Raw genomic sequence first — 15,314 nt, forward strand, 5'->3', positions numbered from 1 at the left:
GGGGTCAATTACCTAATTTTCAGGGAAAAAGTCCCTGAATTTACCCCTGATCACTCCCATATCTGGTACTTTTTGAGGGGAAAAAAGTCCAAAAGTCTTATCCAACAAGGTTTTTAGATTTATTCAGCAAGCCCTAAGTAGCCTATACTCAACGGATTTAGTATGAGGTGGCTTTACCGATTGTGGAATCAATTTGAAAATGGCTTATTTCGTTTTTGTAAATATAATATTCGAGACCTAATTTTTTTGATTGATTTATTAATAACTTTAATTTATATTCCCTTTCTTGTTGTTTTTTTACCTATTAGTATAGTCGTTGCTATTTGGGAAGAAATGACTGAGGACAAGGATTAAAAGGAGTATCCCCCATTTCTTGTTATCAAATGGCCTTAGCTCATCATCAAGGTGAAAGGTATTAAAGGTGTAAAGGTTACTGCCAACCGCGCAAATTAAAATAACCCACACAAAAATCAGCCCCTTTTCTGTAAAATTGGCCATAAATGGGACTCAATATGATCAAAAATGCGCGGCATATTTTTAATCCGTAGGGTGCGCTCTTCGATAGCGTAACGCACCGACAATTGTGGTGGGTGATTTTGGTTATGGTGGTGGGTTACGCGTTGCTAACCCACCCTACTGATTTACTTAATCCAAACAGTTTTAACGTTGACAAATTCGCGAATACCTTCGACACTTAATTCCCGTCCAAAACCAGAACGTTTAATACCCCCAAAGGGCAAGCGAGGATCGGATTTAACCATACCGTTAATAAACACACAACCGGCCTCAATTTCGGTAATTAAACGCTCAATTTCTGCGGGGTTATTCGTCCAAGCACTAGAACCTAAACCAAAGGGACTATCATTAGCTAAAGCGATCGCTTCATCGATATTTTTGACTCGAAATAGTAAAGCCACCGGTCCAAAAAATTCCTCTTTTTCCCCCGGAGAACCGACAGGAATATCGGTTAAAATCGTTGGTAGATAAAAGTTACCTTTTCCCTCTAAACGTTGACCCCCCACAAGGACTTTACCACCCATAGCGACGGTTTTTTCGACTTGATGGGCAATTTCCGAGACGATCGATACCGTGGCCAAAGGACCGATATCAACAGTTTCATCGAGGGGATCACCCACTCTTAAAGCTTGGAATTTGGCCACTAATAACTGTTCAAATTGAGCGGCGACAGTTTCCATAACAATAAACCGTTTAGCGGCGATACAAGTCTGACCATTATTTAACAATCGCGCCGTCACTGCCGTAGCCGCTGCCGCCTCGATATCGGCAGTATCTAAAACGATAAAAGGATCACTACCTCCCAACTCCAAAACCACTTTTTTGATCTGTTTTCCCGCGGCGGCTGCTAAACTCATCCCCGCCGGTTCACTACCGGTTAAAGTGGCGGCTTTTACCCGTTCATCGTTAATTAAATCACTAACGCGATCGGCCCCGATCAAAAGAGTTTGAAAAGCACCTTCGGGAAAACCGGCTTCTAATAAAATTCTTTCCACCGCTAAAGCTGATTGGGGGACATTAGAAGCGTGTTTGAGTAGGCCGACATTTCCCGCCATTAAAGCGGGGGCAGCAAAGCGAAATACTTGCCATAAAGGGAAATTCCAGGGCATAACCGCTAAAATTACCCCTAACGGTTGATAACGGACAAAACTGCGACTAGCATCGGTGGCAATCAACACATCTTCTAGATAACCGGCGGCATTATCGGCATAAAAACGACAAACCAAGGCACATTTGAGGACTTCTGCGATCGCTGATTTGATCGGTTTCCCCATTTCTAAAGTCATGGTTTTAGCCAATGCCACCTGATCCCGTTCCAAAATATCCGCCGCTTGCCGTAACCACTGTCCCCGTTCACTGATGGCGGTCCGGCGATACTGCTGAAAAGTGGCCTCAGCTAGGGCCAATTTCGCCGCCAATTCCTCCGAGGTTAGAGGGGTAAAAGTCTTGAGAATTTCTCCAGTGGCAGGGTTAACTGAAGCGATACCCATATCCCAATTGTCTCCTATCGAGCGCTATATCTCTAGTTTAGTTCTCCGGCTGTCCCGCTGCTGACATAATTCGATCGCTAATTGGATCGCCGCTTGCATACTCTGGGGTCTAGCGATGCCAAGACCGGCGATATCAAAAGCCGTCCCGTGGTCTGGAGAGGTGCGAACAAAAGGCAAACCGATGGTAGTATTAACAGCACAGTCAAAAGCCATTAATTTGACGGGAATTAGGCCTTGATCGTGGTATAATGCCAGATATGCGTCGGCGGGTTGCCCTGCACCGCTAAACCAAGCGCGCCCCGGTTCCACCCAAAGCGTATCGGGGGGGACAAGGCCGATTAATTGGGTTTGCGGGTATTTTTGCGCCATTGACTCTAGCCAAGGCTGTAACCAGTCCTTTTCTTCCCTTCCCAGTTTTCCCGCTTCGCCACTGTGGGGATTAAGGCCGGATATGGCGATTTTTGGGCGATCGATGCCGAAATCTAGCTTTAAAGACTCGATCAATAGATCTAGTTTTCGGGTCATCAGATCGGGGTTAAGGGCATCGGGAACTTCTCGCAGGGGGATGTGGGTAGTGGCGAGGAGAGTGCGTAAGTTATAGCCGGTGTGAGGGGATTTAGCGACGAATAGCATCCCATAACGGTTAATTCCCGGCATGGTAGCTAAAACCTCCGTTTGACCGGGGAAATCATAACCGGCCAACTGCCAACAGGATTTGGCAATCGGACCGGTGACAATACCATCAAATTCGCCCTTGAGGGTGCGTTTTATGGCTTCTTGCAGGTAAAGAAAGCTGATTTCACCACTGTGGGCATCCCCACGCCCGCAAACGATTTTTTCTTGATTGTAGGGCAAATCGATCAGAGAAAAGCGATCGAGAAGATGGGGATCGTGATAGGCTTTTTCGAGAAGCGTTCTTGTGCCGATTAGAGTAATCTGACAACTGCACGAGATGGGGGAATCGGCGATCGCTTTTAACACCACTTCAGGGCCGATCCCGGCGGGATCACCGACGGGGATAACTAGACGGGGAATAAAAGAGGCGGATTCCATAAATTTTGGCCGTCAAGATGGCTAATTCTCCCGATTAATCTGATCGTTGACAATCATCAGGAGGGAATAAATCAGTAAACAATCTTCAGTTTACTGTAATCTCATGGCGATAGATAGTAACTTTAGGCAAATTAAATTTTTTAACTTCTCTGTTTTCTGATTGCCCAAATTAGCCAGATTGTTGTAAGCTTATGACCCAACTACAACCCGATATATTCGTCAACAATCGTCCCGATACCGATGGAGACGAGGAAGAAGACTACTTCGATTATTTTTATGATGAACCGGGTAGTGAACCAGGGACATTAATTATTGAACCAGATGCCAAACCCTCGCGGATTATTTTAATCGACTACGATGAAGATAACGCCATTCGCAAGGTGGATATTACTCCCAATGCTTGCGCCCCCTATATTGGCACAAATACCGTGTCTTGGATGGATATTCAAGGGTTAGGTAGTGAGACGGTTTTAAAACAGGTGGGAGAAATTTTTAATCTGCATCCTTTGTTATTAGAAGATGTGGTTAATGTGCCGCAGCGACCGAAGTTAGAGGACTATAACAATCAATTGTTAGTGATTTCTCAGATGGTGCGACTGAAAGAAGATGAAAGCGGTTTTGATACGGAACAGGTGAGTTTTGTCTTGGGAAAACGCTATCTTTTAAGTTTTCAAGAGGAGGAATTACAGGACTGTTTTGAGATAGTGAGAGATCGAATTCGCACTTCCCAGGGACGAGTACGGAAATCGGGGGCGGATTATTTAACCTATTTATTATTAGATACGATTATCGATGGTTATTTTCCCGTGGTAGAACACTACGAAGATCGGATTGAAGCGTTGGAAGATGCGATTATTAGTCATCCCGATCGAGATACAATGCAGGAAATCTATGATGTCCGTCGGGAATTATTGGCACTGCGTCGCTTAATTTGGCCGATGCGAAATGTCCTACATTTACTGATGCGTGACCATCATGGTATAGTCAGCGATGAGGTACAAATTTATTTTCGGGATTCCTACGACCACGTCATTCAAATTCTGGAAATTATCGAAGCTTATCGAGAATTAGCGGCGAGTTTGATGGATGTTTATATGTCCACTATGGGCAATAAATTAAACGAAATTATGAAGTTTTTAACCGTAATTTCGACGATTTTTATTCCCTTAACTTTTATCGTTGGTGTCTATGGCATGAACTTCGAGAATATGCCAGAATTAAAAGGAGAATGGAGTTATTTCATGGTCTGGTTAGTCATGTTAGCCGTAGCGGGAGGCTTGATTTTCTACTTCTGGCGCAAAGGTTGGTTTAAACCAATTTATTCCCTTAAAGAGGAAGCAAAAAGTTAGTTAACGAAGCCAGGAGACAGGAGTCAGGAGTCAGGAGGCAGGAGTCAGGAGACAGGAGACAGGAGATTATTTTTATTTATTCTTCCCACACCCCACACCCCACACCCCACACCCCACACCCCACACCCCAAAACCCCAACACCCCAAAACCCCAACACCCCACACCCCACACCCCACTTCCCCACACCCGACGACAAACTTTTTCAGCCAACCCTAATTATTCCACCACAAATGCGAGGATTTGGCCTTGGTAACTGCCGAAGCGAATCTGTAAACCGGACTCTAGGGGAACTTCTTGGTTATGTACCTGTTTCCAGTGGCCATCTTGATAGATAAAAGTACCAAAACGGGAGAAATCTTCGAGAAAGTATTGATAGTCTGAATCATCGGGTTTTTTACGGCAAATGATCCGACAATGGTTTTTACTAACCCATTTTTCAGTAATCTGTAGATCATTTTCCATGTCCCGTCCTATATTCATGCCACCACCACGGATTGACCATTTTCTTTCGGGACGATCGAGATAGTATAAGAAAGCGGCGGGCATGGTTCTGGAGACATTGGGCATAACCGTCGGTGATTGAGTCTCATCAAGGGTTTGCAGCAATTGCCCGTCGAATTCTGGGTGCATATAGAGAATCGGCAAAGTCCAAGCGGGTTGATTGTACTTGTAGAGGGTTAATAATTGCTGCCTGGCGATACGAACGGCCTGATCAATAGGGACTCTCGGACCGGGAAACAACGTGGACATCTGCGCTTCTTTGTCTTTGAACCCGAAGAGGGTGCGGGTAAAAACTTCGATAAAACTCAAGGCCTCGCGATCTGCGATCGCATCTCGCATGGCCAAAACTGCGGGAACGCCGTGGTGAATCAAGACTTCCGCCAGACTGCTGCGGGGGATCATCTCCTGACCCGATTTAGCGGGATAAGCACCCCAACAGGCATTAAAAACCGTTAAAATAACTTGATTTCTCACCAAAGCTTGGGCTAACTCCGTCCCATTTAGCTGTTCCCCCGGCCGCAGAAATAGGGAACCGCCATTGGGGGCGGCCATTCCGTGACCGGCGTAGAAAAAAGCTTGATATTTACCCGTATCCAAGGCCCTGGTCAGTTCTTCGGCCTCGGGTCGAATTAGGGTATCGACTTTGACTTTCACTCCCAAATAGGAAATCTGAGGGGGGGAACTACTGCCCCCGGGGGAGATGGCCCGGATGAGATTGGCGGCCTCGGATTCCAGTGCCTGGTCGGAATTAGTTTCTCCACCCGTATTAATGGCGGTGAGATTGCGGGAACTAGCTGCGGTTTTAATCTGTTTTTCGCCGATAACTAAGAGAATATTGAGACTATTACTCGATTTTATCGGTGGCAGTGGTTCCACATCGCTGCTGGTGCGGCTAAAGAGTATATTCGGATGCAGAGATATGGCCTGTTTACCTGCTTGCTGCATAATTTCCCAGGGCAGCAGAATTAAATGGGGATTGCGACATTCCAAGCGAATTCGCAGGGGCTGATTTTTGCCGAGGGCGATTCCCTGACTTTGGGCGAAACTTTGACTAATTGATGCTTGAAATAACCATTGCCAGAGACTAATACCTAGTTTCTGCATTAATTGACCGCCATAACTGCCGCCTTCTCCCGAAAGAGTCAGTTTAGGTCGAGAATTTGCTTCTAATTGCTCTAACATCGGCAAGGTCGGCATTTTTTGCAGACAGAACATTTCCTGCCATGCCATCCATTCCGTGGTTAGACTCTCGGTCCATTCACAGTCATGATGCACATATCCCCCGGGTAGGGGTGCTTTCGTCACCCAACGGGCGAAATGATTACTTGTCGCTAAACTAGCGATGGCTAAATTTAGACTAGGGATGGCATCATCGGTCATTGTGGTTATTGAGAAGTTTGAAGTCTATAGAATCTTATTCTAGAGGATTTCTGAAAAGCAAGGAAGAGTATTAAGTCACCAATAAACAACAAAGTTCGATAATTTTGGTTTGCAAAGTTGCCAAAGGTTCTGCACCCCGCTTGAGACGATATTCTAAGTCAAGAAGTATGGGCAAGGTGGCCAGAAGTTGCTTAGAAGAAAAGGATTGTATCTCTTTGCGAATGAAATACAGTCGCTTGGGATTGGCAATTTCGGCGGCGGCGGCGATATTTTTGTCGTCTTTTTCTCCTTCTTCAATTTTTAATTTCACTATTGCCCAAGTGCGAAATTGACCCACTAGGGTGGCGGTGATACCTAGGGGGTTCTCGTTGCGATTTAATAATTCATTGACTAATTCGAGGGCCTTGCCTGTCTCCCGTTTTAAAATAGCACTGGCTAACTGTAAGCTGCTTTGATTGCTGGCGTTGACTAAGCTTAAAATGTCCTTTTTGTCAATAGTTCCCGCCGAATTATTTTTAAATAAACGCAGTTTTTCTAACTCCATCCACAGCAAGCGGCTGTTATTTCCCACCGCTTCCGCTAAGAGTTCGATCGCATCGGGAGTTAATTTTACTCCCACTTCTTTGGCAATTTCCCTAACTCTTTGGGCAATTTCCTCGACTTTCCAAGGCGGAATTAGTTCAAATTCTTTAACCTCCGCCTGATTTTGGATAAACTTGCTCGATTTTAAGCGGGAGTCGGGTTTTTTGGCACTGGTTAATAACAGATAGGAATTTTCGGGTAAATTGGGCAAAGTGCGCTGTAATTCCTGGAAAATATCCTCGGAACATTGTTGACAAATAACCGTATCAGCTAACCAAACTAAACGATTTCCCATGCCGAAAACTGGAGTCATCGCTTGATTGAGGGCCTCGATAATTGCCTCATTGCGATCGCCGTTGATTTTATCATAATTAAACTGTATCCAATTGGGATCAAGAAGTTTTGCTTGCAGATTTTTCACCGCTTGGTTAATAGCAAATTCATCTTCTCCCCAATAAAATATTGTCGGCATAAGTTTCGATTTTGATAATTTAAGACAACGTTGCTCATCAAGAGGAAGTGTGACGGGATTTGGCCTCATCTCTAGACCCCCAGCTACTGTTCTGCTATCAACTAGCTGTCGGGTTTAAGTCAATCATAGCAAAAGTTAAATTCTTAACTTTAAAAACCCTTGAGCGGATTTGTTAAAAATATCTTACAAAAAAAGCTTTTTGAGCCAAAATATGTTAATTTGTGCAGAACACGCTAATTGATCTAGGGTAGAATCCCATCTATTTTATGTTCAATAACCATCTGAAAAAATCTCTGTCTGTTACAGGTTTTGTCATTCTTTCCTTTTGCGTCCCCACCGCAGCGAATGCCTTTAGCCAGGCATTTGTTTTTGGGGATAGTCTCTCCGATGCTGGGCGATTTTTTATTGCCTCTGGAGGAATTGCCCCCCAGCCTCCCTACGACCAAAGATTTTCTAATGGTATAGTTTGGGTAGAATATCTGCAAACATCCCTAGGACTCACCCCCACTCTACAGACAAATTTTGCTATCGCTGGTGCCACTACCGGCAATGCTAACACAGTAGATCCCGGCTTGCCCGGCATTGAACAACAAGTAGGCGGTTTCTTGTTGACAAATCCAGCCGTGGACTCTGATGCTTTGTATATTGTCTTTGGTGGTGCGAATGATTATCTTGGTAATCAGCCAATCAATGTGAGTGATTCCGTTGACAATATCGGCGATTATATTATTGATCTTTACAATGCTGGTGCTAGAAATTTTCTCATTCCCAATTTACCGGATTTAGGGCAATTACCCGCCACCTTATCAACTCCTAACTCCAGCAATCTTAGTCTAATCACCCAATCTCATAACGGCTTACTGGCCTTCACTTTGAGTAGTTTATCGCAAAATATCCCCAGTATTGAAATTACTTCCCTTGACATTTTTTCCCTGTTTGCCGATGCTCGCAATCGTCCCATTGAGTACGAATTTACTAATGTTGATCAAGCTTGTTTAAGTACCATTCAAGACGGAATTCCCGTGCAACCTATCCAAGTTTGTCCTAATCCGAATGAATACCTTTTTTGGGATAATATTCATCCCACCACCCGCAGTCATCAATTAATCGGTCAATTGGCACTGAAAGCCTTAGGAATTCCCGAACCTAGTAGCACTTGGGGATTATTGGGTTTAGGCTTAATTGCTGCGGGATTGAGTTTAATTAAAAAACGTTAGTTAGGATTAAATAAATTAGGCAGAATCCTCGGAACAATTGTCTTAATTTTACTATTTTATCCTACTGCCAGCGTTTCTCGTCAAGGTGAAGTATAAATAAAACTTTGCCGAAGTAAGGATTTCAGTCGCAAAAACGCAGCTCATCTAGGGGAGAAACGCTTTATTCTGCCAGATTTTTATAGTTTTGTCAGCCCTAACAATAATCAAATATTTCTCATCGGCACTAATTACTAAAGATAGCAGTTTGTCTGTGGGTTGATCAAGGGTTCCTAATTCCTCTTTGCTTGTTAAATCTCAAAACTTAATTGTTTGCTCCGAAAGCTTGTTTAATCTGATCAGCACCAGCAGCAGAGGATAAACCCAGAATTTTCTAATATTGACGCTGGCTATTCATCAACACAGTTAAAGACGATATGACTCGATAATTTCCCAAATTAATCAAAAAATAGACTCGATCGACCCCAAATAACGCACAATAAAAAAGGAAATGTCAAAGGAGAATCGCAAATGTTGCCCTATATCCTAGCGGTCGTTGTGGGATTGAGTAGTCTCTACCTCCTCACCACCGCTTTTATCGCCCCCGATCGCCACCGTCAAGATGATTTTCTCTGGAGTGCGGTAGGATTATTCTATGCCCTTGTCCTCTGGTTGTGCGCGGGAAGGATTACAGGCGCTATCCTCCTCGGACAAGCTGCCGCAGCCATATTATTTATTGCTTTCGCTTGGCAAACTCTCAAACTCAGACAAGCACTTTTTTATCCCGACAAACCGGTTAAATTATTTACTATTGTCGGTTGGTTAGGCAATCGTCTGGGGAAAGTTACTCCCTCTCAATCCCCTAAAACTAAAGCTAAAGCTGAGAAAGTAGCGGCAAAAGTTAAAGAAACGGTTAAAGAAACGGTGGACCCCGTTATAGAAAAAGCGGCGGCTATCGGGGAAACTATTACAGAATCAGTGACAGAAATTGAGGAAAAAGCTCAAGAAACGGTGGACCCCGTTATAGAAAAAGCGGCGGCTATCGGGGAAACTATTACAGAATCAGTGACAGAAATTGGGGAAAAAGCCGCAGAAATTATTGATGATGATGAAACTTTCGATGATTTCGATGATTTCGATGATTTTGATTTGGCAACGGAAGAGATCAACCCTTCCGAAAATGCCCAAGAAATTCCCCCGACTGAACCTGTCGCAACTGTTGAAGTCGAAACTATTGCCGTTAGCGAAACGGTGATTATTGAAGTTACCGAGGAAGATTTGCCCCCAGAAGAAACTATCGGAGAAGATACTCCCCCAGAAACTCGATCACAAAGGGAAGAAAATTCCCCCCCAGAGGAAGATTTGCCCCCAGAAAAAACTATCGGAGAAGATACTCCCCCAGAAACTCGATCGCCAAGCGCAGAAAATCCCCCCTCATCGGATTAAAAGTTAAGATTATTGAGCGGGTGGGTTAGGCAATAATTACCCAAGAAATGGTTCTTCGTTACTTGGTATGGTTTGATAGGGGGGCATAAATCGACTAAATCCTTATCTGGCAAGAGACTTAATTGATTAGTTCGTTCTAGATCGAAAACAATTGACAAAAATTGCCAAATGTCTTTCTATATAAATAAGGGTTCCATCCCTTATAACCCCCGTCCATTGCATAACACAAACCGAAGAACCATGATTCCCTGACTTTTCCACTGTTTATAATGCCAGAACATGGTGGAGTAGGGAGAGAAATCTTTCGGGAATTCCCGCCAATTACAGCCATTTTTGAGTTGATAGAAAATCCCATCTAAAATCTGTCGTTTTGTCCCTTTCGGGGGGGCCAGTCAATTTCTTCTTTGGCAATAGCGGTTCTGCGATAGACTACTCTTCATTCGTCATACTACTTGAGTACATTTTAGCTTACTCCTCTATTGATTTTCGGGGACGACTAGACGGTGGCGCATTCACTGACGGGGTTCAGACCAAAGTATTGCCGTTAAACAGGCTACAGACTCTCTTCCCTGAAACCTATAATGGACAAGGTTTTCGCTTCACCTTTTCAGCCTAGCATCTACATTATAAAAGATACCAAATGGGTTCTATAATAGATTTGGTGGTTGGGAGATTAAAGCCTCAATATCAAACTGGGTAAGCATTCTTCCTTGATTTTTCCAATCGGGTCTAAAAAAATGATCATGCCTTCAAATCCTTTCACTATTGGTCAACGAGTTACTCCTGAAAATTTCATTGGAAGAAAGACATTAATCAGGAGAGCATTGCATCAGATTAGAAGCCGTAGTTCTCTAGCGGTTTGGGGTGGTCCGGGTATGGGCAAATCATCTTTTTTAAAACTGCTAACATATCCTATTATCTGGGAACAATGCGGACAAGATTATAACCAAGCAGTTGTTGTATTCATTGACTGTCAAAGCCTGGAACCTTTTAAGATTTCTGATTTTTGGCGCAATATTTTAGTAACAATTAAGAATAATTTTTCTTTCTTAAAAACCAGTATTGATACTCTTTCAGAAAAACCAGAAGCCACAGTTAATGATTTGCTTATTATCTTGCGTTTACTTAAAGAACAGGGTAAATTTTTAGTTTTACTTATCGATAATTACGATGTAACCTTACGTCCCAATTCTCAATATACGAAAGCTGATATAGATACCTTCGTCAGTCAGTGTCGTACCCTGGCTCAATCCGAGGAGCAAAATATCTCGATAGTTGTGACTTCATCTCGTCGGTTGAGTCAAATTGGTCCAGAACTTACACCTGATAAATCACCTTGGTATAATGGTTATTTATTTGAAAATCTTAAGCCTTTTACTAATCAGGAAGTAAACCTTTTACTCGATAGAAGTGAGAGTCTATTGGGTTGGAAACAAGCTATCCGTAAAATTGCTGATGGTAATCCAGCTTTACTGCAAAATGCTTGTTTCTTATTATATGAAGAATTGGTTTCGGGAAATAACCTTAATGAGAAAAAATTTATTCAAGAATTTCAAACAAACACTTTACACTTATTTCAAGCTATTTGGCAACTGTCCACTGAAACAGAGCAAAATTTGTTAATGTTACTGGCTTTATCCCAATTAGAAGGCAAATTAGGGAGGAATCGATACGCTCTCGGTGGAATTGAAGCGATTTTCAGTCAAAAAGAAATAGAATTAAATAATTTGGTTGAGCGAGGTATCTTAAAGAAGGTAGAGGGAGAAGAAAATACTACTTATTCTTTCTGCTCATCTATAATGGAGTGGTGGGTGATTAAGCAAATCGAGAATAGCCAGGAAGAGGAGTTGAAAAAACGACAAAGAGGATTCCTTAATTTAATGAGCCGCCAACAGACGACAAGAGTTAATACTGCTATTCGTTGGCTATGGCAAAATAAAGATAAGATAGCATCTATCATTGAGCAATTAGGGGGGTTATTAAGTACCTAAGCAAAATTAATTACACATATCTAACCACCTCTTGCCTCTTGTCTCTTGCCTCTTGCCTATCTTCACTAGGAAATTAATTTTGCACGACTCCTTATCATGATGACAACACAAACAAGGCACATAAATCCCTATATTGTCGGTCGTCCCATTTATGACCGAGAGTCATTTTTTGGCCGACGGAAACTTTTTAGATTTATTGAAGATAATCTCAAACAAAATACACAAGTTGTTTTGCTGCATGGTCAAAGACGTATTGGTAAATCTTCTGTACTCATGCAAATTCCTAATTTTGTGGGACTAGGTGAGTTCGTGTTTATCTATTTTGATTTGCATGATAAAACGCGACTACCACTTGACAGTATCTTACAAAATCTTGCTTCAACTATTGCTGATAAGTTGAATATTCCTCAATCAGAATCTTTGTCCTTGAATTATAAAACGGTTTTCTCTGATGAGTTTTTACCTCAAGTAATTGAGGTCTTAAAAGAGCAGAAACGAAAAATGGTTTGGTTATTAGACGAATTTGATGTTTTAAATGATCAAACACCTGATTCCCCAGTTGAATCTTTTTTTCCTTATCTGGAAACTCTTATCGGTCAATACAATAATTTATTTATCATTCCAGTAATAGGGAGAAGAGTAGAAGATTTAACCAACTTAAAAAGCTTATTTAGACAAGCTGTCAATCAAGAAATTGGCTTATTAGAAAAATCAGATGCTAAAGCATTAATTACTAAACCTGCTGCACATTATTTAAACTATGATTCTCAGGCTATCGATGCAATTTTAGAATTGAGTTCAGGTCATCCTTATTTTACTCAAGTGATATGTAATGCTCTTTTTTTACAAGCTGAAGAAGAGGATAAGTCAGAAATTACCTGTGATGATGTTACTAAAATTGTCGATGATGCAATTGAAACTGCTGAAGGAGGACTAGCTTGGTTTCGAGATGGATTACCGATTCCTGAAAGAGTTGTTTTTTCAGCAGTAGCGCAAGCGGAGAAAATGGCTGAGAAGAAAAATAATTCAGTGACAGAAGAACCTTTAAAATTGCTCAGAGAATATGGAGTTATCATAACAGAAGCTTTAAATAAAGCTCCAGAAAATTTAGTTCAATGGGAATTTTTAGAGAGAGTAGAAAATTCAGAATTTCACTACAAAATTAAAGTTAAGCTAGTTCGTTATTGGTTGGTTAAACGCTATCCTTTAAGACAGGCTATCTGGGATTTAGAAAAAGTTGATTTAGATGCTTGCAGACTTTTTGAATTGGCCGAAGATATAGCTGAGAATCGTAATTTATCTAGTTCCGATATTTATGAACAAATTGCAAAACTGAATCCTAATCATTTTACGGCTTTATTTAAATTGGCTGAAGATTATCTTGACACTAAAAACTATCAACAAGCATTAGAAAAATATAACAGAGCATATAAAGTTGATCCCACACGCGCTTATGAAGGATATGAGCTAACGCGAGGAAAAAAATATAGAATTTGGTGGAATAAAAACCGATTAACATTAGCTTTATTATCTGTATTTTTACTAACAATAAGTGTTACTATTAATCTGTTCCAACTGTCCCAAGTACAAACACAACTTAAAGAAAAAAAAGCCAGACTTGCTGAATTAGAAAAACTAGATGATTTAATTGCTGAATTAGAAAAACTAGATGATTTAAATGATCCTACCAGTATTTCAATGCAGCCAACAATGCCGAAGGAGCCAGAAGAAATAACGAAATTGAAAGCAATACGGAGGACGAAAGTAATAGTAATACCGTGGTGGGAAAAAACTTTGTCCAGCGGAACTAATGCTACAATTAGTGGCACTCCAGGAACGAAAAATATGCTCTCTGGTGCTGGAACTGCTAATAGGGTGGTAGGAACTGTCCGTACAGGCGATCGTGTGCAAATTTTGGGTAGTAGCTATGATAAAAATGGTTATCAGTGGTACAAAGTCTATCATCCTCAGTCCGGTAAGACAGGCTGGATTGCTGCTGATCAATTAATTAGTTCTGACTAGCTCTAGTGTGACAATAAGTAACTGCACACAATTACTACAACTAATATGAAATCTTTTATTTCAGCTTTTCAATATTTTATTATTCCTATAATTGTTGTAATGGGTGTATCGATTTATTTAGGGTTTAAACAGCCTGCTGAACCGCCAACCACTGCGATAGTTTCTACCTCGCCTTCAGTTTCTTCTACTTCTCTAATTTCTCCTGCTTCTATCCCTAAAAATACTCTAACGCCTCCCTTACAGCGACCTTATCCTTTGGCAAATACATCCAAAGCTTTGCCAGTTCCTTCGCCCATGGTTACTGGTGCTGATGATATCTATTCACTATCTTCGCCACCTCCCAAGGGAGCATCTCATTTATGCAAGTGAGTAATTATACTTATCCCTAAAACTGTTTTCTAGCAAGGCTTTCAAAATAGCTTGACATAAAAACCTGATTTAGGGGTTACAAAGGTGAGATGCTCCCCCTCCCAAGAATTACACTGTACTTTCACTTCCTAACCAAACTGAAATTCCTTTTCATATAAAATACGAAGAAAATGCTAATGATTTAGTGGAAATTGGTATTTTCTACGAACGTAAAGCATATCTAAATCGAGAAGCGGCAGAGATGTTTAAACAGATGCAATTAGCCGCTCAACAAGAGGGAATTGAGATCGTTCCTGTTTCTGGCTTTCGCTCAGTTGCCGATCAAAAAAAGCTGTTTGAGCGACAAATTCAACGCCAAGGAAGCAAGAAAGCAGCCTCTAAACTGAGTGCGCCTCCAGGTTTCAGCGAACATCATACAGGCTATGCTCTCGATGTTGGTGACGGTAAAAGTCCTAATACTATCCTCAAATTGACATTCGACTCTACTGAAGCCTATCGCTGGCTAGAAGTTCACGCTGCTCAATATGGCTTTGAACTATCATTTCCGAAAAACAATTTCCAAGGTGTTAGTTATGAACCTTGGCACTGGCGTTTTGTCGGTTCAGCAACAGCTCAAGAAATTTTTAGAGTAGCAAAGACACAAAGACAATGATTATACCCGGACTCTCTCGTTGACAAAAGGTCATTAGATAAAATTCTAGCGTTAAAACCAAAAATGTTGGGTTCTTCGTTACTTGGTATGATTCTATATGGAGGCATAAATCGACTAAATCCTGATCTGGCAAGAGATTTAATTGATTAGTTCGCTCCAGATTGCAAACAATTGACAAAAATCGCAGTAATGTCTGTTTCTATAAGGGTTTCATCCCTTATAACCCTGTCCGTTGCATAAGACAAACCGAAGAGATCAAGAAATTAACTAATTAATTTAACCTTCACCCCCCACCCA

The 15,314-nt window shown here is 41.7% G+C and carries 12 protein-coding genes and 1 pseudogene; 7 read left to right on the forward strand and 6 right to left on the reverse strand.

Going from position 1 to position 15,314, the window contains the following annotated elements; all coding sequences use genetic code 11:
• Positions 1-641 precede the first annotated feature (641 nt).
• Entirely contained in the window at positions 642-2,006 is a 1,365-nt protein-coding gene (locus O9295_RS10580; RefSeq protein ID WP_079208020.1) for an NAD-dependent succinate-semialdehyde dehydrogenase, read from the reverse strand.
• A gap of 24 nt (positions 2,007-2,030) precedes the next feature.
• Positions 2,031-3,059, reverse strand: coding sequence for a 4-hydroxythreonine-4-phosphate dehydrogenase PdxA (gene pdxA / locus O9295_RS10585; RefSeq protein WP_288032902.1), 1,029 nt, complete (start codon positions 3,057-3,059; stop codon positions 2,031-2,033).
• A gap of 191 nt (positions 3,060-3,250) precedes the next feature.
• Between pdxA and corA the strand changes: the two genes are divergently transcribed.
• Positions 3,251-4,408, forward strand: coding sequence for a magnesium/cobalt transporter CorA (corA, locus tag O9295_RS10590; protein WP_079208025.1), 1,158 nt, complete (start codon positions 3,251-3,253; stop codon positions 4,406-4,408).
• Positions 4,409-4,625: 217 nt separating this feature from the next.
• Here the strand turns inward: corA and O9295_RS10595 are convergent, their stop codons facing one another.
• Positions 4,626-6,290, reverse strand: coding sequence for a CHAT domain-containing protein (locus tag O9295_RS10595; protein WP_147068739.1), 1,665 nt, complete (start codon positions 6,288-6,290; stop codon positions 4,626-4,628).
• Positions 6,291-6,360: 70 nt separating this feature from the next.
• Complete coding sequence (holA, locus tag O9295_RS10600) at positions 6,361-7,344, reverse strand: DNA polymerase III subunit delta (protein ID WP_288032903.1); 984 nt, start codon at positions 7,342-7,344, stop codon at positions 6,361-6,363.
• A gap of 266 nt (positions 7,345-7,610) precedes the next feature.
• Between holA and O9295_RS10605 the strand changes: the two genes are divergently transcribed.
• Entirely contained in the window at positions 7,611-8,561 is a 951-nt protein-coding gene (locus O9295_RS10605; protein WP_190722644.1) for an SGNH/GDSL hydrolase family protein, read from the forward strand.
• A gap of 144 nt (positions 8,562-8,705) precedes the next feature.
• Here O9295_RS10605 and O9295_RS10610 read toward each other — a convergent pair.
• Positions 8,706-8,903 (reverse strand): annotated as a pseudogene (locus O9295_RS10610) (WD40 repeat domain-containing protein).
• 165 nt (positions 8,904-9,068) lie between these two features.
• On the opposite strand from O9295_RS10610, the gene O9295_RS10615 reads away from it, so the two are divergent.
• Positions 9,069-9,983, forward strand: coding sequence for a Ycf66 family protein (locus O9295_RS10615; RefSeq protein WP_288032904.1), 915 nt, complete (start codon positions 9,069-9,071; stop codon positions 9,981-9,983).
• Positions 9,984-10,183: 200 nt separating this feature from the next.
• On the opposite strand, the gene O9295_RS27360 is transcribed toward O9295_RS10615, so the two are convergent.
• Positions 10,184-10,375, reverse strand: coding sequence for a transposase (locus O9295_RS27360; protein WP_103111750.1), 192 nt, complete (start codon positions 10,373-10,375; stop codon positions 10,184-10,186).
• 318 nt (positions 10,376-10,693) lie between these two features.
• Here O9295_RS27360 and O9295_RS10620 point away from each other — a divergent pair, with 318 nt between their 5' ends.
• The 4 genes from O9295_RS10620 to O9295_RS10635 all read left to right on the forward strand — a co-directional run bounded on the left by O9295_RS10620 (position 10,694) and on the right by O9295_RS10635 (position 15,017).
• Positions 10,694-11,974 (forward strand): NACHT domain-containing protein, encoded by a 1,281-nt coding sequence (locus O9295_RS10620; RefSeq protein WP_261779253.1) that lies wholly within the window; start codon positions 10,694-10,696, stop codon positions 11,972-11,974.
• A 96-nt stretch (positions 11,975-12,070) separates the two neighbouring features.
• Positions 12,071-13,996, forward strand: a complete 1,926-nt coding sequence (locus O9295_RS10625) for an SH3 domain-containing protein (protein WP_288032905.1) — start codon at positions 12,071-12,073, stop codon at positions 13,994-13,996.
• Between the two features lie 45 nt (positions 13,997-14,041).
• Positions 14,042-14,365, forward strand: a complete 324-nt coding sequence (locus tag O9295_RS10630) for a hypothetical protein (RefSeq protein WP_288032907.1) — start codon at positions 14,042-14,044, stop codon at positions 14,363-14,365.
• A gap of 184 nt (positions 14,366-14,549) precedes the next feature.
• Positions 14,550-15,017 carry a M15 family metallopeptidase gene (locus tag O9295_RS10635; RefSeq protein ID WP_288032908.1) on the forward strand — a complete coding sequence of 156 codons (468 nt, stop codon included), beginning with the start codon at positions 14,550-14,552 and terminating at the stop codon, positions 15,015-15,017.
• The last annotated feature ends 297 nt before the right edge of the window (positions 15,018-15,314 follow it).

The organism is Microcystis sp. LE18-22.4A (assembly GCF_027531105.1).
Taxonomy (GTDB): domain Bacteria; phylum Cyanobacteriota; class Cyanobacteriia; order Cyanobacteriales; family Microcystaceae; genus Microcystis; species Microcystis aeruginosa.

Excerpts from the sequence above, each read along its gene's own strand:
- O9295_RS10580 (WP_079208020.1), bottom strand. The coding sequence starts at position 2,006 with ATGGGTATCGCTTCAGTTAACCCTGCCACTGGAGAAATTCTCAAGACT.
- pdxA (WP_288032902.1), bottom strand. The coding sequence starts at position 3,059 with ATGGAATCCGCCTCTTTTATTCCCCGTCTAGTTATCCCCGTCGGTGAT.
- corA (WP_079208025.1), top strand. The coding sequence starts at position 3,251 with ATGACCCAACTACAACCCGATATATTCGTCAACAATCGTCCCGATACC.
- O9295_RS10595 (WP_147068739.1), bottom strand. The coding sequence starts at position 6,290 with ATGACCGATGATGCCATCCCTAGTCTAAATTTAGCCATCGCTAGTTTA.
- holA (WP_288032903.1), bottom strand. The coding sequence starts at position 7,344 with ATGCCGACAATATTTTATTGGGGAGAAGATGAATTTGCTATTAACCAA.
- O9295_RS10605 (WP_190722644.1), top strand. The coding sequence starts at position 7,611 with ATGTTCAATAACCATCTGAAAAAATCTCTGTCTGTTACAGGTTTTGTC.
- O9295_RS10615 (WP_288032904.1), top strand. The coding sequence starts at position 9,069 with ATGTTGCCCTATATCCTAGCGGTCGTTGTGGGATTGAGTAGTCTCTAC.
- O9295_RS10625 (WP_288032905.1), top strand. The coding sequence starts at position 12,071 with ATGATGACAACACAAACAAGGCACATAAATCCCTATATTGTCGGTCGT.
- O9295_RS10630 (WP_288032907.1), top strand. The coding sequence starts at position 14,042 with ATGAAATCTTTTATTTCAGCTTTTCAATATTTTATTATTCCTATAATT.